Here is a 17,378-nt window from a genome sequence, read left to right on the forward strand (position 1 = left end):
GAACGCATGGCATGCACAGGGCACGCATAGGGTGACCGGATGAGTGGGGACGGGGAGTTGGGGCGGATCGGTGCGAAGGCGCCCTCGCGCGGGCGCCGGTGGGCCGTGCTCGGGGCGGTCCTCACGATCGCCCTGGCCCTCGGCAGCCGAGCGGTGGCACCGGACAGCGCCGTGACCAAGTACGGGGGCGACGCGCTCTACACGGTGCTGTTGATGACGCTCGTGGTGGCCGTGGCGCCGAGGCTGGGCGACGGGGCGGCGGCCTTGGTGGCGCTGGCCCTGAGCTGGGCGGTGGAGCTGCTGCAACTGGCAGACTGGGTCGGTGACTTGTCGGCACGGAGCACGGCGGCCCGGCTGGTGCTGGGCAGCACCTTCAACGCGCCGGACCTGCTCTGGTACGTGGCGGGGGCGGCGGCCGGCTGGTGCGCCTGCCGCGCGGGGCGCCGTATCGGGGCGGCGCGGCATAATCGGGTTGTGCGGCCCGCCGCACCGGCCGACGGCCGCCACCTCGGACGCGGGTGACCAGGAGCCCTCACTGCTCCTGGTCACCCGCTTTCCGCTACGGGTGCGGGTTCCCTCTGCGGCGCCGGGCGGGTCGTCCGGGCTCTACCACCTCACCACCGCCCAGACGAATTTCCCGAGCGGGCGGTGGCCCGTGCCCCAGGACTGGGCGAGAGCGTCCACGATCTCAAGTCCCCTTCCGCGCTGGCCTTGGGACGGAGTGCGCCTGCGACGCGGGCGGCGACGACTCGGGTCGTGGACCTCGATCCTGACCTGGCAGGCACTCGAAGACAGGGCGAGGAGGACGGAGTCCCCCGGCTCGGTCCCGTACCGCACGGCGTTCGTCACCAGCTCCGAGACCAGGACGGCGACGTCGTACGCCTGTTCGTCCGGGCAGTCGGGCGCGAGGTGCTTCACGGTTTCCGCCGCGTACCGGCGGGCGAGAGAGACGGACTCGGGACGGCTCACCATGACGAGCTGTGCCGAACGGGCCACCGGAGCGGCTAAGGGACGATGACTTCGCAGCATGACCATGCTGCCCCCTAATCGTGTGGGTGCTGATCTGAACCATCAGACTGGGTGTCAGTATTGCCCACACGCAAGGGGATCGCGGGCGTTATGCAAAATCGCATATGCCTGCGGAGGGTGGTGCATCATGGTGATAGCGCAGGTGACAGGCCGTGTCCGGAGCGGGCAGACTGGTCGCGACCAACAGGGAGGGGGCGGCGTGAGCGTCCCAACGGTGCGCAGAAGGCGACTGGGCGGCAAACTTCGCGCCCTGCGCGGCGAGTTCACCTTGGAGGAGATCGCCGAGAAGTCCGGCGGACTCTTCAACGTCTCCAAGCTGTCCCGGATCGAGGGGGCGAAGACGGCCGCGAAGCCCGCCGACGTCAACGCGCTGCTCGACCTGTACGGAAGCCTGGGACGGCCGGTCGACGAGGATTTCCGTGCGGCTCTGATCGAACTGACGAAAGAGGGCGCGAAACGGGGCTGGTGGCAGTCGTATCGCGCGGTGCTCTCCCCTGTCTACGAGGATCTGATCAGCCTGGAGGACGAGGCCACGTCCTTCCGGACCTGGCAGATGGGCCTGATCCCGGGCCTTCTTCAGACCGGCGATTACGCCCGCGAGTTCATGACCAGGATCGGCATGTCCGACGCCATCGAGGAGCGGATCGACGCGCTTGTCGAGGTCCGGCTCGCACGGCAGGCCGTGCTGACCCGCCGCGAGGACCCGATGACGCTGTGGGCGATCATCGGCGAGGAAGCCTTGCACACGCGGTGTGGCGAGGGCGTCATGCGCGATCAGCTCGCGCGCCTGCTGGCGATGGCCCGGCGGCCGAACGTGACACTCCAGGTGCTCCCGTCGGGGGCCGGACCGCATGTGGGGCAGATGGGGTCGTACTCGGTGCTGGGTTTCCAGAATCACCCGGATCTCGACGTCGTCTATCTGGAGAACCTGACGTCGGCGCTCTACGTCGAGGACCCGGGCCAAGTGGACGTGTACGGAGTGGCGTTCGAGCAACTACGGGCGGCCGCACTGTCGGTCGAACTTTCCGCCGAACGCATCGCAAAGATAAGGAACGAGCATGACCATGATCACTGACGCATCCACGTTGTCCGTCACCTGGTGGAAGTCGTCGCGGTCCGGCACTCAGGGGGATTGTGTCGAGTGCGGGGTTGTCGATGCGGGGGAGCGGGTCGTGGCGGTGCGGGACAGTAAGCGTCCGTGTGGCCCTGCTCTGGTGCTCTCGTACGAGGCGCTTGGCGGCCTGGTCGGCGCGTTGCGTGCGGGTGGGCTGAAGTAGGCGGGCGGCGCCGTTCCACGCCGAGGGCACACAGAGACGAGGAGCAATCATGACCATGATCACTGACGCATCCACGTTGTCCGTCTCCTGGTGGAAGTCGTCGCGGACCGGCACTCAGGGGGATTGCGTCGAGTGCGGGGTTGTCGATGCTGGGGAGCGGGTGGTGGCGGTGCGGGACAGTAAGCGTCCGTGTGGGCCGGCTCTGGTGTTGTCGTTCGAGGCGCTGGGTGGGCTGGTCGGCGCGGTGCGTGGAGACGGGCTGAAGTAACGCCCAATGCAGCCCCGGTGGCGGGGCCCGGGTGCGGGGTGGGCCCGTCCCGGGTCTCGTGGGGTGGCGCGTGACAGTAGGGTGCGCGAGGTGAACGAAAACCAGTCCTCCTCGCGCCCCTTCCGCCTCCTCGTGACCGGGGGCGGTACCGGTGGCCACACGTATCCGGCCCTGACGGCCGTCCGTACCCTGCGGGCACGGCTGTTGGCGGAGGGGCGTTCCCTCGAAGTGCTCTGGATCGGGTCGCCCGAAGGGCTGGAGGCGCGGGTCGCGCCCGCCGAGGGGATTCCCTTCGCGACCGTCGTGACCGGCAAGATCCGCCGCTCCTCCAACCCGCTCAAGATGATCAGCCCGGCGAACATCCGGGACATGGCCCGGGTGCCGCTCGGTGTCCTCCAGGCCCGCCGGATCGTCAAGAAGTTCGGGCCGGACGTCGTCCTCGCGACCGGCGGGTACGTCGCCGTACCGGCGGGGCTCGCCGCCCGCATGTGCCGTCGGCCGCTCGTACTGCACGAGCAGACGGTGCGCCTGGGCCTGGCCAACCGGAAGCTCGCGGGCTCGGCGGCCGCCGTGGCGGTGTCGTCCGAGTCCTCGCTCCCGCTGCTGCCGGAGGCCGTACGCGCCTCGGCGGTCGTGACGGGCAACCCGGTCCGTCCCGAGGTGCTGACGGGCCGGGCGGACAAGGCGGTGACCGCGCTCGGCCTGCACGGTTTCGAGCGGCGGCTGCCGACCGTGTACGTCACCGGTGGCGCGCAGGGCGCGCAGCAGATCAACAACCTGGTGGCCGAGGCGCTGCCGTGGCTGCTGGAGCGTGCCAACGTCGTCCACCAGGCCGGTCCCGACAACGTGGACGCCCTGCGGCAGCGTGCGGTGGCGCTGCCGCCGGGCCTGGCGGCGCGCTACCACCTCACCGGCTACGTCGGCGCGGAGCTGCCCGACGTCCTGGCCCTGGCCGATGTGGTGATCTCCCGCAGCGGCGCGGGCACCATCGCGGAGCTGACGGCCCTGGGCGTCCCGGCGGTCTTCGTGCCGCTGGCCACCTCGGCCGGGAACGAACAGGCGCACAACGCGGCGCACTTGCAGGACGCGGGTGCGGCCATGTCCCTGTCCGGCGACGTCACCCTCCCGGCCCTCCAGAACGCGGTGGGTCCCCTGCTGACCGACCCGGGCCTCCGGGCGGCGATGGCGGCGCAGGCGCGGGCCCACGGGCGTCCGGACGCGGCGGAACGGCTCGTGGACGTGGTGCTGGCGGCGGCGGTGCGCTGAGACGGGGGTGGGGTCCGGTCCGTCGGGCGGCTCGGCGGAGTGGGTCGGACGGGTACGGGGTCTGCCTGCTCATCGACAGCCCCTTTGTAGAAGGTTCTTGGCTGAGGCCGGGGGCGAGTACGCCGGTTGCGGCTCGCTGAAACATGGCCGCTCGGGCGCCCCGCCCCCACCTACACTCCCCCCATGTCCACGCCCTCGGTCGCCCCCGGCACCCCCGCCTCCCGGGCCCTGCGCCACGTCACTTCCCTGGCCACTGGCGGGCCGCTGCGCGGCGGGCTGCGGGTCACGCTCAACTTCCATCCGGACCGGCTTACTTCGGGTGGGGTGCCCCTGTTGCGGCAGCTCGGGCGGGACGGGGTGTACGTCTCGCAGTTCGTGAGCGGGACGAGTAACGGGGGGCTCACGGCGTGGCCCGGCGGGGACCGGTGGCGGTGGGAGAGCCGGATGTTCGGGCGGGCCTACGACGGGGCCGGTGCGGGGGAGCGGCCCGTGTACGGGGCGCTGGACGATCTGCGCGGGCCCGGCGGGGGTGCGCCGAGGTTCGGGTCCTCGTTCCTGCGGCTGCGGGACGGGGCCCTGCGGCGGGCCACGTTCTGCTACCCGGACAGCGCGGACGAGCCCGAGCTGTTCGGGGTCGCCGAGCGGTGCGACCTCGTCGGCCGGTGCCGTACGGGTGGGCGGGACGTGCTCGACGCCTACGTCGAGGCCCATGTGCACGGGCCCGTCTCGCTGGAGCGGGACGTCGAGGTGCTCGTGCTCGACTCCGCGTACCGGGGGACCGGTGTTGAGGAGGACGCCTCGCGGTTGCCGTGCCCCGTCGACTGGCATCCGGGATTTCGGCTTCCGGTCGAAGTACTTGACGACAAAGGGGAGTTCAGGGGTGAGCGGATCGTGCGGCTGGCCCGGGAGGTCGCCGGACCTGGCGGGGTGCTCGATCCGCGGATCATCGGGGACGCCGTGCGGGCCGGGCGCCACGATCCGCAGGACCTGAAGAAGGTGTGGCACTGCCTGGCCCGGTTCGGCGCCCCCGCGGTTCAGGGGGACACCACCGTTCCGGGGGACATCACCGTTCCGGGGGAGACCGCCGTCGCGCCCGCGCCCGCGCCCGCGCCCGAACCCGCACCTGCGCCCCGACCTCAGCCCGCCCCCGCACCCACCCCCGCCCCTCAGCCCAGCAGGTAGGCGCTCGCCGTCGCCGCGCCGAGTGCGCCGCCCGCGATCACCTGGCCCAGCGTGTGGTAGCCGAGGGCCACGCGGGACCAGCACACCGCGAGCGTCATCGCGTATGCGGCGAGCCACCACGGGGAGTGCGCCGCCGCGGCCAGCAGGGCCACCACCGACGAGGCGACCGCCGCGTCCACGGATATCTTCCACACCGTGTTGACCGTCAGCAGGACGACGGTCATCGCCCACAGCGCGAGCATCGCCACGAGGATGCCGTGCGGGGCGTGGCCGAGGATCATCACGAGGGAGCCCAGGCCGATCGACGCGAGGATCACGAGGAAGATCGGGGCGCGTTTGGTGCGGTCCACGACGTGGCGGTCGCCCCAGGTGCCGCGTCCGCGTTCCCACTCGATGTAGCCGGCCGGGACGATGCCCGCGCACAGCGCACCGAGCAGGCCCCAGGGCAGGCCCGTCCAGTCGCCCGCCGCCGCGAGGCCGATCGCCGACATGCCGACGAGGAGGACGTTGCGGGGCTGGAAGACGTCCGTGACCGTGCGGGCCGTGCGGAGGGTTCTCGACGGGTCGTCCACGGCGGGGGAGGAGGGGGTCGGGGTGGTGTTCACTCTGTCCTTTCCAGGGGCGTGCGCGCGGTCTTCGGCTTGCGGGGCCCGGTCGCGCCGGCCGCCCCGCGATACGCCGCCGACACCCGTACCAGCCAGGCTATTTCGTCGTCCTGGTCGGCCGAGGGGGGTGCGGGCGGGCCCTCGCGGAGGGGGCCGGGCGTGGCGCCCGCGTTCTTCGCGGACAGGGTCGCCCGCAGCCACCGGGCCGCCACCGCTGCCTCGTCGCCGGGCGCCTGTCGCCGTACGGCGGTGGCGAGGTCCGGTGTCGCGTAGTGCCGCAACTGCTCGACGGCGTCCGCGATGTCGGCGGCCCAGCGGTCCACGCGCAGGTCGGCGGGGGTGTCCACGCGCAGCAGTTCGCGGGGCAGCGAGGCGGGGGCGGCGAAGGGCTGTTCCGGGAAGGCCGTCATCAGGTCGCGCCACAGGGGGTGCAGCGCCGCCTGCGCGCGCCAGAGCCTGGCCCGGCGTACGCCCGTGCCGAAGGCCGGGATCGAGGCGCCCACCGCGAAGAACACGAACAGGACGACCTGCGCCGCCTCCGTCACCTCGTCGAAGCGCAGCGCGAAGCTCTCGGCCGGGCGGTCCGCGACACTGATCCACAGGAACAGGGTCCGGCTGACCGTGTAGCCCACGCCGATGATCATCGCGAAGGTCATCATGCCGAGCCCGGCGCGCAGGTGCCGCCCGCGCGCGTCGGCCGTCGCGAGGCCCCACTGGAACGCGCACACGGCGGAGGCGGCGCCCAAGTACACGTAGAACACGGTCATGTAGACGGTCGCGCCCCACTGGCCCGCGTGGTCCGAGACGAAGCGGTCCGAGGGGTACGAGCGGTCCACGACGGTGAAGAACAGGACGGTGAGCAGGACCAGCGTCGCCACCGAGGCCTTCGCCGCGACCCGCTGCACGGTGCGCGCGAACCGTACGTGGCGCGGGATCTCCCCGGCGTCCGGGTAGCGGCCGTAGACGGCCACGATGTAGCTGAGGATGGCGAGGATCGCGACGGTCGCCGTGTAGTGCTTCACGAGGACCGCGAGGTCGGTGACCGCGCTGTCGTTGAGGGTCACGCGGACGTACTGGGTCTTCGTCCACAGGGCGGCGGCGAAACCCGCGTAGCAGCCCCACAGGGCGCGTCTGCGCCGGTCCTGTTCGTCGCCCCAGAGCGCGGCGGGCATACGCCACAGCGCGACGGCGGTCATGAGGCCGGCGACGACGTACCCGGCGAGGTCGAGGGGGGAGGGCGACACCCCGCGATCCTAGGGGTGCCTTCGGGGTGCCTTCGAACTCGCGTCCGTTCCTTGCGGGGAGGCGGGGGCGTCCCGGGCGCCCCCCCGAACGCGCCACGGCCGGTCCGGCCCGGTCCCTCAGGCCCTGCCCCGCCCGAACCACCCCCGTCTCCGGTGGGCCACGGGGCGGGCGAGGGAACTGCTGAGGCGGCCGACCATGTCGTCGCTGGCCGTCTCGCGTGCCATCCGGGGCACGAGGGAGGCGCCGAGTTCCGCGACGCGTTCGTCGTGGGTGTCGTACTGCGCGCGCGCCTGCACCGAACCGCCCGCCCCCAGCACCCTCTTGACCAGGTCCGTGTCGAACACCGGGAGTAGCCGGGCGAGTTGGTCGGCGTCCGGGCTCGTGCCGTGCTCGAACCACTCGTGGCACAGCTCGTGCAGGACGACGTGCTGGGTCTGGTACGAGGTCGGGCGGCGGCGGTACAGGACGAGGCTGACCTCGGGCGTCGCCAGGCGCAGCCCGCACGCGCCGCCCGGGCGGGCGAACCGTTCCGGCAGCTCGTGCAGGACGATACGGCGGCCCCGGGCCCGCTCCATCGCCGCGATCAGGCCCTCGATCGTGAACGGGGCCGGGATCGGCAGGTCCGCGAGCCCCTCCTCGCACTCCTTGCGCAGGTCCCGCATGCCGAGCGGGTCCCCTTCGGAGCGTGGGTCCCGTCGGGCGTGCGGGTCCGGCCGGCCGCGTGGGTCCGGCGCCTCCCGTCCGTCGGGCCCGTACCGCTTGCGCATCGTGCTCAGCCGTCCGCGCGGTCGGGGATCGCGGGAGCCTGGTCCGGCGTACGGTCCGCGTGCTGGTCCGTCGGCCCGGCCGGGGCCTTGTCCCTGGCCTCGGTGAGCAGGCTGAGGGCGAACTCCAGGAGTTCCGGGGAGAGTCCGTCGGTCGCTCCGCGCGCGGCGGCGCCCACCACCTCGCCGGTCCTGCGGCGGGCCAGGAAGTGGAGGCCGGCCACGACGTCGTCGACGACCTCGGACTCCTCCTTGAAGAAACGCCAGTCCACGCCGAAGCCGAGACCGAGGGCCTTCAGGATCTCCTCGGAGGGGTGCGTGACCTTTCCGGCGAGGATGTTGGAGAAATAGCTGTGCGACAGGGAGCCGCCGCGCTCCCGTACCCGTTCCGCGAAGAAACGGCCCGAGACCCGCTCCCCGGGAAAGGTCTCTTCGATCATGTATTCGACCTTGGCGCGCAGTGTCCGGAGCTGCGGCGCGGGCTCGTCCATGGTCACCCCGTCCCCCCTTCCCACCCGCACCCCTGCGGGATTCGGCAGGCCCCGACCTCGAAATCGGGCTTGCGTAAACACTCTACGTCACTGTTAACTCGAAAAAACACGGGCAGGGGGCCGCGAGGGGAGTCCCCTGCCTGTGAAAGCTACGCGCGTCGCGAGCCGTGAGACGCGGTGTTCCGCGCTGCCCACCGCCCGTCCGGCTCGCACACCAATCCGCCCGCCCCCCGGCTCCGTATCACCCCCGTACCGGCGAGCGACCGGACATGAACGGGGTGCCAGGACGTCGTGGAGGATCGCCGCGTGAAAGAACCCGTGTACATCGGACCCAATCCGGCGGCGGCGCCGCGTCTGGAGGAGCTGATGCGGCAGGTCGCGCTGGGCGACCAGGACGCGTTCGCCTCCGTCTACGACGCGGTCGCCGGGCCGGTGCTCGGCGTCGTGCGCAGCGTGCTGCGGGACCGGGCGCAGTCCGAGGAGGTCGCGCAGGAGGTGCTGGTCGAGATGTGGCGCACCGCCGCCCGCTTCCGCGAGGACCTCGGCTCCGCCATGAACTGGGTGCTGACGCTCGCGCACCGTCGCGCCGTCGACCGGGTCCGCTCGGTCGAGGCGTCCGCCGCCCGGGAGCGGCGGGCCGGTCTGCTGGAGCGCACCCCCGCGTACGACGTGGTGACCGAGCAGGTCGAGACCCGTCTCGAACAGGAGCAGGTGCGGCGCTGTCTGCGCACGCTCACCGAACGCCAGCGGGAGTCCGTGACTCTCGCCTACTACCGGGGCCTGACCTACCGGGAGGTCGCCGAACTGCTGACGCTGCCGCTCGGGACCGTCAAGACCCGGCTGCGGGACGGTCTGATCCGCCTGCGCGACTGCCTTGGGGTGAGTGTGTGATGACCGCCGTCGACAGCCACGTCCTGACCGGGGCCTACGCCCTGCACGCCCTCGGCGAGGAGGAACGCGCCGAGTTCGAACGCCACCTCGCGCAGTGCGCCTCCTGTGCCGAGGAGGTGCGCGAGTTCACCGAGACCACCGCGCGGCTCGGCCTCGCCGTGTCCGTCCCGCCGCCGCCCGCCCTCAAGGAGGCGGTGCTCACGCGGATCGCGGACGTACGGCAGGAGGCGCCGCACACCGCGAAGGCCGGGCGGCGGCGCGGGCCCGCCGCCGTCCGGGGGCGCGGGCTCGGGCGCTGGGCGCTCGCCGCGTGCCTCGCGGCCGCCGCCGCGCTCGGCGGCACCGCCGTGTGGCAGCACCAGCGGGCCGACGACGCGCGGCAGGAGGCGAGCGAGGCGCGGGACCTCAACGCGCGGCTGACCGCCGTGCTCTCCGCGCCCGACGCGAAGGCGCGGACCGCCGGGATCAAGGGCGGCGGGCGCGCCACCGTCGTCGTGTCGCGGAAGGTGGACGGGGCCGTGTTCGCGGCGGCCGGGCTGCCGAGGCCGCCGTCCGGCAAGACGTACCAGCTGTGGTTCGACGTGGGCGGCACGATGCGTCCGGCCGGTCTGCTCGGCACCGGCCACGGCTCGGGGACGGTGCTCATGGACGGGTCCGTCGCCGGGGCCTCCGGCATGGGCGTGACCGTGGAGCCCGCCGGGGGGTCGAAGGCGCCGACCTCCGACCCGGTCGCGCTGATGGCGCTGCCCGCCTGACACCGGCCGCGCGGGGTGGTTGAGGGGGCCCTCAACCACCCGCCGCTCACGGCCGCTTCGGCCACACCCCCGGTGGCCAGGGGAAGAAGCCGCTGGTGCGGGACGCGTACCGGTCCCAGCCCTCGCGCCGGGACATGGACCGTTCCAGCAGGGCCTTTCCGCTGCCGAAGACCAGCAGGTAGCTCATGACGAGCGGGGCCACGAGGACGGCGCCCGCCGCCCCGGGGGCGGCGGGCGTGAACAGGAACAGGCCCCACCACACGCAGAAGTCGCCGAAGTAGTTGGGGTGCCGCGTCCAGGCCCACAGGCCCCGGTCCATCAGCCGGCCCCGGTGCGCCGGGCCGGACTTGAAGCGGGCCATCTGCGCGTCGCCGACCGACTCGAAGAGCAGGCCCAGCGCCCACAGCGCCACCGCGCACCAGTCGGCGGCGCCGAGCGGGCCGCGTACGTACATCGCCGCCTGCACGGGCAGTGACACGAGCCATACCAGGGCGCCCTGCGGGAGGTAGACGACGCGCAGCGCGTACTGGTCGCGCGAGGTGCCCTGCGGCGCCCGGGACAGCATCCTCTCGTAGCGCGGGTCCTCGCCGTGGCCGCGTCCGCGCCGTCCGATGTGGACCGCGAGGCGCAGCCCCCACACGACGGTGAGCGCGGCGGCCAGCGTCGCGCGGGCCGCGTCGCCCCGGGTGCCGAGGCCCAGCGAGAGCGCCCAGGACACGAGGGCGACCGCCGCGAAGCCGGCGCCCCACGCGGAGTCCACGATCCGGTGCACGCCCTCGCGGCGCGCGAGCGCGTACGTCACGCCCATCACGAGGGCCGCCGCGCCCGCCGCCGGGGCCAGGCCCCGCGCGAACTCGGCCCAGGGGAAGCCGTTCACGCGTCCGCGTCCGGCACGGGTACGGCCTGGGACGGTCCCGTGGGCCGTTCGCACAGGATCTGGTCGACGCCCCTGCGGTTCTCCTCGAAGGCGAGCGCCCCGCCCACCAGGTACAGGCGCCACACCCGCGCGGTCTCCTCGCCGACGAGCGCGGCGAGACGGCCGGTCACCCCGGTGCGGCCGGACGGGCTGAGCAGGGCGGGGCTGGTCGGGGTCATGGGGCGGTCTCTCCCTCGGCGGCGGCGGTGGTGGTGTCGCGGGCGGTGGTGGACGTGGCGGTCTCGCGCGGGGCGCCGTCCGTCCGTGCCGCGTCCTTCGTGAACAGGTACTGCTGGACGTCGAGGTAGCCGGAGCGGAACCCGGCCTCGGAGTACGCGAGGTAGAAGGTCCACAGGCGGCGGAAGGTCGCGTCGAAGCCGAGGGCGCCGACGTGCGCGGCGCGGTCGGTGAAGCGTTCCCGCCACAGCCGCAGGGTCTCCGCGTAGTGCGCGCCGTAGCCGTCCCTGCGGGTCAGGCGCAGCGAGGTGCGGGACGCGGTGACCGACTCGATGGCCTGCGTGGAGGGGATGAGGCCGCCGGGGAAGACGTACTTCTGTATCCACGTGAAGGTGTCGCGGCTCGCGCGCAGCCGGTCGTGCGGCATCGTGATGGCCTGGAGCGCGGCCCGGCCGCCCGGCGCCAGGCGCGCGTCGACCGCCTCGAAGTAGGCGGGCCAGAACTCGGCGCCGACCGCCTCGATCATCTCGACGCTGAGCACCGCGTCGTACGTGCCCGTCGCCTCGCGGTAGTCGCACAGTTCGACGGAGACCCGGTCGGCGAGGCCCGCCTCCGCGACGCGCTCAAGCGCGAGGGTGCGCTGTTCGGCGGAGAGGGTCAGCGAGGTGACGTGGGCGCCGCGGGCGGCGGCGCGCAGGGCCAGTTCGCCCCAGCCGGTGCCGATCTCCAGGACCCGGGTGCCCGCGCCGACCCGGGCGAGGTCGAGCAGCCGGTCGATCTTGTGGCGCTGCGCCGGGGCCATCCGCTCCCAGCTCGCGGGCAGCGAACGGAAGACGGCCGAGGAGTACGTGAGGGTCTCGTCGAGGAAGAGCGCGAACAGCTCGTTGGACAGGTCGTAGTGGGCGCCGATGTTCTCCCTGGCCCCGTCCGGGGTGCCGCGCTGCGCCTCGGGGTGCCGGGGCGCCCACAGGCCGCGCAGCCGCTGGAGCGGGGCGGGGACCAGTTCGGCGGCGCGGGAGGCGAGGACGGTGAGCGCGGCCACCAGGTCGGGGGCGTCCCACTCGCCCGCCAGGTAGGACTCGCCGAAGCCGATGAGCCCGCTGCGGCCGATCCTGCGGTGGAAGGCCACCGGGTCGTGCACGTCGACGAGGGGGCCGCCGAGGCCGAGCCGGGTCCCGTCGGGGAAGCGGACCAGGAGCGGCAGCCGGCCCAGGGCGTGCCGCAGAACACGCCGGGTGATCGCCGTTCGGGCGGTGGACGCCTCGGGGACGGCCGCGACGTCCGGCCAGCGGCCCGCGTCGACCCGCTCGCGCACGTCGCGCGCGTACACGGGGTCGGGGCGTCCGGCGCGCGCGGAGAACGCGCGTTCCGCGCCGGTGGGGGAGGCGGGCCCGGGGACGCGCGCCGGGTACGGCCGGGCGCCGGCCGTGCTCCCCTCGGGCCGGGGCGGGGTGGTCGGGGCGGTCACTGCATTCCCTCCTGGGGGTGGTGGTGGGGCCGCCGCCGGACGGGCAGCCCCCGCAGGTACAGGCGGATGCCGTGCACCCGGATCGCGGCCGACACCGCGAGGGTCGACCAGGGGTGGCGTACGGCGGCGCGGACGAGGGCCTGCGGCGTGGCCGGGACGCGGTGGCCCCGGACGGTCGCGGCGAACGGGCGGCCGCCCTCGCGCTCCAGGCGCACCGACAGCTCCAGCCGTTCGCCGGGCAGCGGCAGGCGCATCCGGTAGTCGCCGTCCACCGGGAAGAACGGCGAGACGTGGAACTCCTTGGCGGTACGCGCCACTGCGGCCTCGTCGGGCCGCAACAGGTAGCTGTGACGCTCCCCGTACGTGTTGTGGACCTCGGCGACGACGCAGACCGGGGCGCCCGCGCGGTCGTGGCACCAGTACAGGGTCAGCGGGTTGAAGACGTGGCCCAGGACGCGGGCGTGCGCGAGCATCACGACCCGGCCGCCCGCCAGGTCGACGCCGTGTGCGGCGAGGAAGCGGTCCAGGCCCGCGCGCAGGCCGGGGGCCGTCCCGCCGAAGTGGTCGCGCGCGTCGAAACGGGCCAGCGGGCGCAGCAGGCGCGGCAGTTGGGGCGGCCGGTCCGGGTCGATGAGCCACATGTACGTGCGGTGCCGCAACCCGTAGCGCAGCGGGGCCGTACGGACGTGGCGGACGGTGCAGGGGTAGAGCGCGGGGGCCGGGGCGGGGCCCGCGCGTCCCGGCGTCCGGCGTGGGCTGCGGCGTGGGGTGCGGCGCCTCACCAGTCGGCTCCCTGGGCGCGCGCGGCCTCGACCCCGGCGCGGCAGCCGTCCTCGTGGAAGCCCCAGCCGTGGTAGGCCCCGGCGAACGCGAGCCGGGGGCCGTTGAGTCGGGGCAGCAGGCGCTGGGCGGCGACCGACTCGGGGGTGAACACGGGGTGTTCGTAGACCATGCGGGCGTGCACGGTCGCGGGGTCCACCAGGTCCTCGCCGCCCAGGGTCACGAGGTACGGGTCGCGGGTGGGCAGGCGTTGCAGCCGGTTCATGTCGTAGCTGATGCGGACCCGGTCGGCGGGCGCCGTGCACGAGGGCAGCAGGTAGTTCCAGGAGGCGTGGGCGCGCGGCGCGCGCGGCAGCAGTGACGTGTCGCCGTGCAGGAGCGTCGGGTTGCGGGAGTACGTGAAGGCGCCGAGCGCCGCGCGTTCCGCGTCCGTCGGGTCGGCGAGCAGGCGCAGCGCCTGGTCCGGGTGGGTCGCGAGGACCACCGAGCCGTACGTCCGCGTCGTGCCGTCCCCGGCGGTCACGTCGACGCCGTCCGCGTGCCGGCGCAGCGCGCGCACCGGCGTACCGGTGAGGACCCGGTCGACGCGTTTGGCGACGAGGTCGACGTACTCGCGGGAGCCGCCGCTCACCGTGCGCCAGGCCGGTGAACCGGTCACCGACAGCATGCCGTGGTGGTCGAGGAAGCGGAACAGGTAACGGGCCGGGTAGCGCAGCGCGGTGCGCCCGTCGCAGGACCACACGGCGGCGACCAGCGGGGTCATGAAGTGGGTGACGAAGTAGCGGGAGAAGCGGTGCGCGGCGAGGAACGCGCCGAGGGTCGTCTCCTCGCCGCCCTGCCCGGGGCCCTGTTCCGGGGCGCCCGACCCGGGGGCGGGTTCGGGGGCGGCCAGCAGCGCGCGGGCGGCGCGGTGGAAGGCGGGGACCTCGCGCAGCAGCCGCAGGTAGCGGGGGCGCAGCGCGTTGCCGGGCCGCGCGAACAGGCCCAAAAGGCCCCGCGCCCCCGCGTACTCCAGGCCGCAGCCCTCGCACCGCACCGACATGCTCATCTCCGACTCCTGCGTCCGCACGCCGAGTTCGCAGAAGAGCCGCAACAGGTTCGGGTACGTACGGCGGTTGTGGACGATGAAGCCCGAGTCCACGCGCAGCGGCAGCCCCGAGGAGTCCGTCACCTCGTGCGTGTGCGCGTGCCCGCCGAGCCGGTCCTGCGCCTCGTACAGGTCCACGGAACGGGACTTGGCGAGCAGGTGCGCGGCGGTGAGCCCCGCGACACCGGCGCCGATGACGGCGGCCGGGCCCGCGCCCCCGTTCTCCCGCCGGGGACTCGGGGCCGCGCCCGCCCCGTTGGTCCGTTCCGTCCCGTCATGTCGCATCATGGGCTCCCTCCCGCCGCAACCGTCATGGGGGATACGGAGCCGAACGGGGCGCGGATGGGCGGCCGGTGCGATCTCCTGCCGGATCTCCCACGAACGGGTGAGTCCGCGATCCGGGACCAATCCGGGACGGGGGGTGTCACCGGATACCCCGCGTGACCCAGGAAACAGCAGTGCAGACCCGGCCGCAGGCGGCGCCCCGTCCCCTGCGCCGCCTTCCGCGCCTCGCGCTGGGGGCGCTGGGCGGTGTGCTGTCCGGCTACGCGGCGCTCGCGCTCGCGGAACTCGTCGCGGCGGCGGTACGGCCCGAGGCGGGCCCCGTCGTCGCGGTGGGCGGTGCCGCCGTCGACCGGACCCCGGTCGAGGTCAAGGACTGGGCGATCCGGCACTTCGGCACCAACGACAAACTCGTCCTCCAGCTCGGCATCCTCGCCGTACTCACCCTGTTCGCCGTGGTCCTCGGAGCCTTCGCGACCCGCTTCCGGCGGACCGGGGCGGCCGGGGTCCTGCTGTTCGGCGTGGTGGGCGCGACGGCGGCGCTGAGCCGCCCGGACTCGGAGGGCTTCACCGACGCGCTGCCGTCCCTGGTGGGGGCGGTGGCGGGAGCGGTCCTGCTGTACGTACTGGTGGGACTGCTCGGCGGGTGGCGCGCCCGGGGCGCCACCGCGCCCGCCGGTCCCCGGGGGAATGAGGATGCTCCCGGGGACCGGACGGACACGGACACCGACGGGACGGACACCGACGGGACGGACCCCGACGGGACGGACGGTTCCGGGGCGAGCGCCGCGGGCCCAGGCTCCGGCCCCGGCTGGGACCGGCGCCGCTTCGTGCTCCTCGCGACGGCCGCGGCCGCCGTCTCCACGGGCGCGGGGGCCGCGGGCCGGGCCCTGAGCGGGGCGGGCAGCGCCGACGCGGTCGCCTCGCGCAAGGCCGTACGGCTGCCGCGAGCGCGCTCTGCGGCGGCGCCCGTCCCGGCGGGCGCCCGGCTGCACGTCCCCGGGCTCAGCTCCTTCACGACGCCGAACGCCGACTTCTACCGCGTGGACACCGCGCTCGTGGTGCCCAAGGTCAACGCGGACACGTGGCGGCTGCGGGTGCACGGCGAGGGGGTGCGCAGCCCGCTCACCCTGAGCTTCCAGGACCTGCTGCGCCGCGAGCTGATCGAGCGCGACATCACGCTGACCTGCGTGTCCAACGAGGTCGGCGGGGGATACGTGGGCAACGCGCGGTGGATCGGCGTACCGCTGGCCCCGATCCTGCGGGAGGCCGGGGTGCGGCCGCCCTCGCGCGGCGGGAAGGCGGACCAGCTCGTGGCCCGCTCGGTGGACGGCATGACGCTCGGCTCGCCCGTCGAGACCGTCATGGACGGCCGGGACGCGATGCTCGCGGTCGGCATGAACGGCGAACCGCTGCCCTTCGCGCACGGCTTCCCCGTCCGCATGCTCGTCCCCGGCCTGTACGGCTACGTCTCGGCCTGCAAGTGGGTCGAGGACCTGGAGCTGACGACCTTCGACTCCTACGACCCGTACTGGGTCAAGCGGAGCTGGGCGAAGCGGGCCCCGATCAAGACGCAGGCCAGGATCGACACCCCCAAGCCGTTCGGGCGGCCCAAGAAGGGCACCGTCATGGTCGCCGGGGTCGCCTGGGCGCAGCACCGGGGCATCGAGAAGGTCGAGATCCAGGTCGACGACGGCCCGTGGCGGCGCGCCGACCTCGCCGCCGAGGACACCAAGGACACGTGGCGCCAGTGGTCCTGGCCGTGGCGGGCGACGCCCGGCGGCCACACCCTCACGGTCCGCGCGACCGACGCGACCGGCACCACCCAGACCACGAAGCGCACCGGGACCGTCCCGGACGGCGCGAGCGGACACCACTCGGTGGTGGTCACCGTCGACTGACGACCCCGCCCCCAGATCCTCGCGTACCGCCCGCAATTCCCTTACCGCCGTACGTACTTATCTCCCCACGGAATCCGTGTTCCGCCCAGGAGCCCGGACCCCCACATCGCACCACGTGTCGAACGCCGAGCGTGGTCCGTCAACAGGAGCAGAAGAGATGAACACCACCACCCGTAAGACCGTCCTGCGCGGCTCCACCTTCCGCCGTACCGCTGTCGCCGTGCTCGCCGCGACGGTTCTCCCGGTGGCGCTGACGGCCTGCTCGGACGACGGCGACAGCGACGCCTCGTCCTCGAAGTCCTCGTCGGCCGCCGAGAAGCCGGCCTCGGACGCGCCGAAGGACGAGGCGAGCGGGAACAACGGCATGAACACGGACGAGCCCTTCGGCCCGGCGTGTTCCTCGGTGCCGAAGAACGGCGCGGGCTCCTTCAACGGCATGCAGGAGGACCCGGTCGCGACGGCCGCTTCGAACAACCCGGCGCTGTCGACGCTGGTCACCGCCGTCAAGAAGGCCGGTCTGGTGGACACGCTGAACAACGCGAAGGACATCACCGTCTTCGCGCCCACCAACGACGCGTTCGCGAAGATCCCGAAGGCCGACCTCGACAAGGTCCTCGCCGACAAGGCGCAGCTCACCAAGATCCTCACGTACCACGTGGTGGGCCAGAAGATCACGCCCAAGCAGCTGGAGAACGGCTCCTTCGACACCCTGGAGAAGAGCAGGCTCATGACGAAGGGCTCGGGCGAGTCCTTCACGGTCAACGACACGGCGAAGGTGGTCTGCGGCAACGTGAAGACGGCGAACGCCAACGTCTACATCATCGACTCCGTGCTGATGCCGAAGAGCTGACCGCGGACGCCGGCGGGGCCCTGGCGGGGGCTTCGCGGTGGTGACGGGGCCCGGGAACGGTATCCAGTTTCCCGGGCCCCTCGCTTGCCACCTGGGTGCACGACCGCCCTTGATAGGCGCCGGGTCAGGCTGAGACCGGCACGC

General features: G+C 73.5%; 19 protein-coding genes and 1 pseudogene. 10 read left to right on the forward strand and 10 right to left on the reverse strand.

Annotation, left to right across the window (positions count from 1 at the left end; all coding sequences use genetic code 11):
* The first annotated feature begins 39 nt into the window (after positions 1–39).
* Entirely contained in the window at positions 40–522 is a 483-nt protein-coding gene (locus AB0J21_RS10260) for a DUF2809 domain-containing protein (RefSeq protein WP_363145416.1), read from the forward strand.
* Between the two features lie 84 nt (positions 523–606).
* Here AB0J21_RS10260 and AB0J21_RS10265 read toward each other — a convergent pair whose 3' ends face one another.
* Entirely contained in the window at positions 607–1,035 is a 429-nt protein-coding gene (locus tag AB0J21_RS10265) for an ATP-binding protein (RefSeq protein WP_363145417.1), read from the reverse strand.
* Between the two features lie 193 nt (positions 1,036–1,228).
* Here AB0J21_RS10265 and AB0J21_RS10270 point away from each other — a divergent pair, with 193 nt between their 5' ends.
* The 5 genes from AB0J21_RS10270 (at position 1,229) to AB0J21_RS10290 (ending at position 5,022) form a co-directional block, all read left to right on the forward strand.
* Positions 1,229–2,104: a DUF5753 domain-containing protein gene (locus AB0J21_RS10270; RefSeq protein WP_363145418.1), complete on the forward strand. Its 876-nt coding sequence runs from the start codon at positions 1,229–1,231 to the stop codon at positions 2,102–2,104.
* On the forward strand, positions 2,088–2,306 hold the full coding sequence (locus tag AB0J21_RS10275) for a DUF397 domain-containing protein (RefSeq protein ID WP_363145419.1): 219 nt from the start codon (positions 2,088–2,090) through the stop codon (positions 2,304–2,306). Before AB0J21_RS10270 ends, AB0J21_RS10275 begins: the two co-directional genes overlap by 17 nt.
* A gap of 49 nt (positions 2,307–2,355) precedes the next feature.
* Positions 2,356–2,574, forward strand: coding sequence for a DUF397 domain-containing protein (locus AB0J21_RS10280; protein WP_363145420.1), 219 nt, complete (start codon positions 2,356–2,358; stop codon positions 2,572–2,574).
* A gap of 90 nt (positions 2,575–2,664) precedes the next feature.
* The gene (locus AB0J21_RS10285; protein ID WP_363145421.1) at positions 2,665–3,840 is read left to right on the forward strand and encodes a UDP-N-acetylglucosamine--N-acetylmuramyl-(pentapeptide) pyrophosphoryl-undecaprenol N-acetylglucosamine transferase; all 1,176 of its coding nucleotides are present in this window, start codon (positions 2,665–2,667) and stop codon (positions 3,838–3,840) included.
* Positions 3,841–4,023: 183 nt separating this feature from the next.
* Entirely contained in the window at positions 4,024–5,022 is a 999-nt protein-coding gene (locus tag AB0J21_RS10290) for a DUF3626 domain-containing protein (protein WP_363145422.1), read from the forward strand.
* Here AB0J21_RS10290 and AB0J21_RS10295 read toward each other — a convergent pair.
* The 4 genes from AB0J21_RS10295 to AB0J21_RS10310 all read right to left on the reverse strand — a co-directional run bounded on the left by AB0J21_RS10295 (position 5,007) and on the right by AB0J21_RS10310 (position 8,127).
* Positions 5,007–5,594 carry a hypothetical protein gene (locus AB0J21_RS10295; protein WP_363145739.1) on the reverse strand — a complete coding sequence of 196 codons (588 nt, stop codon included), beginning with the start codon at positions 5,592–5,594 and terminating at the stop codon, positions 5,007–5,009. The genes AB0J21_RS10290 and AB0J21_RS10295 overlap by 16 nt on opposite strands.
* Positions 5,595–5,623: 29 nt before the next feature.
* On the reverse strand, positions 5,624–6,871 hold the full coding sequence (locus AB0J21_RS10300; protein ID WP_363145423.1) for an MAB_1171c family putative transporter: 1,248 nt from the start codon (positions 6,869–6,871) through the stop codon (positions 5,624–5,626).
* Positions 6,872–6,988: 117 nt separating this feature from the next.
* Positions 6,989–7,534: a toxin gene (locus tag AB0J21_RS10305; protein WP_363145424.1), complete on the reverse strand. Its 546-nt coding sequence runs from the start codon at positions 7,532–7,534 to the stop codon at positions 6,989–6,991.
* Between the two features lie 110 nt (positions 7,535–7,644).
* Positions 7,645–8,127 carry a hypothetical protein gene (locus tag AB0J21_RS10310; protein WP_363145740.1) on the reverse strand — a complete coding sequence of 161 codons (483 nt, stop codon included), beginning with the start codon at positions 8,125–8,127 and terminating at the stop codon, positions 7,645–7,647.
* A gap of 306 nt (positions 8,128–8,433) precedes the next feature.
* Between AB0J21_RS10310 and AB0J21_RS10315 the strand changes: the two genes are divergently transcribed.
* Positions 8,434–9,018 (forward strand): sigma-70 family RNA polymerase sigma factor, encoded by a 585-nt coding sequence (locus tag AB0J21_RS10315; RefSeq protein ID WP_363145425.1) that lies wholly within the window; start codon positions 8,434–8,436, stop codon positions 9,016–9,018.
* Positions 9,018–9,773, forward strand: a complete 756-nt coding sequence (locus tag AB0J21_RS10320; protein WP_363145426.1) for an anti-sigma factor — start codon at positions 9,018–9,020, stop codon at positions 9,771–9,773. The genes AB0J21_RS10315 and AB0J21_RS10320 overlap by 1 nt, the downstream gene beginning before the upstream one ends.
* 46 nt (positions 9,774–9,819) lie before the next feature.
* Here AB0J21_RS10320 and AB0J21_RS10325 read toward each other — a convergent pair whose 3' ends face one another.
* The 5 genes and pseudogenes from AB0J21_RS10325 to AB0J21_RS10345 form a co-directional block, all read right to left on the reverse strand.
* On the reverse strand, positions 9,820–10,650 hold the full coding sequence (locus AB0J21_RS10325) for a DUF1295 domain-containing protein (RefSeq protein ID WP_363145427.1): 831 nt from the start codon (positions 10,648–10,650) through the stop codon (positions 9,820–9,822).
* Positions 10,647–10,802: pseudogene (locus tag AB0J21_RS10330) on the reverse strand (SAM-dependent methyltransferase); the annotation flags it as partial. The pseudogene AB0J21_RS10330 and the gene AB0J21_RS10325, both read right to left, overlap by 4 nt.
* 62 nt (positions 10,803–10,864) lie before the next feature.
* The gene (locus tag AB0J21_RS10335) at positions 10,865–12,196 is read right to left on the reverse strand and encodes a cyclopropane-fatty-acyl-phospholipid synthase family protein (protein ID WP_363145741.1); all 1,332 of its coding nucleotides are present in this window, start codon (positions 12,194–12,196) and stop codon (positions 10,865–10,867) included.
* A 134-nt stretch (positions 12,197–12,330) separates the two neighbouring features.
* Entirely contained in the window at positions 12,331–13,116 is a 786-nt protein-coding gene (locus AB0J21_RS10340) for a DUF1365 domain-containing protein (protein WP_363145428.1), read from the reverse strand.
* Positions 13,113–14,489, reverse strand: a complete 1,377-nt coding sequence (locus AB0J21_RS10345) for an FAD-dependent oxidoreductase (protein ID WP_363145429.1) — start codon at positions 14,487–14,489, stop codon at positions 13,113–13,115. Before AB0J21_RS10345 ends, AB0J21_RS10340 begins: the two co-directional genes overlap by 4 nt.
* 170 nt (positions 14,490–14,659) lie before the next feature.
* Here AB0J21_RS10345 and AB0J21_RS10350 point away from each other — a divergent pair, with 170 nt between their 5' ends.
* Positions 14,660–16,384, forward strand: a complete 1,725-nt coding sequence (locus tag AB0J21_RS10350) for a molybdopterin-dependent oxidoreductase (protein ID WP_363145430.1) — start codon at positions 14,660–14,662, stop codon at positions 16,382–16,384.
* A 157-nt stretch (positions 16,385–16,541) separates the two neighbouring features.
* Positions 16,542–17,234, forward strand: a complete 693-nt coding sequence (locus tag AB0J21_RS10355; protein ID WP_363145431.1) for a fasciclin domain-containing protein — start codon at positions 16,542–16,544, stop codon at positions 17,232–17,234.
* The last annotated feature ends 144 nt before the right edge of the window (positions 17,235–17,378 follow it).

The sequence above is a fragment of the Streptomyces sp. NPDC049954 genome (assembly GCF_040656295.1).
Taxonomy (GTDB): domain Bacteria; phylum Actinomycetota; class Actinomycetes; order Streptomycetales; family Streptomycetaceae; genus Streptomyces.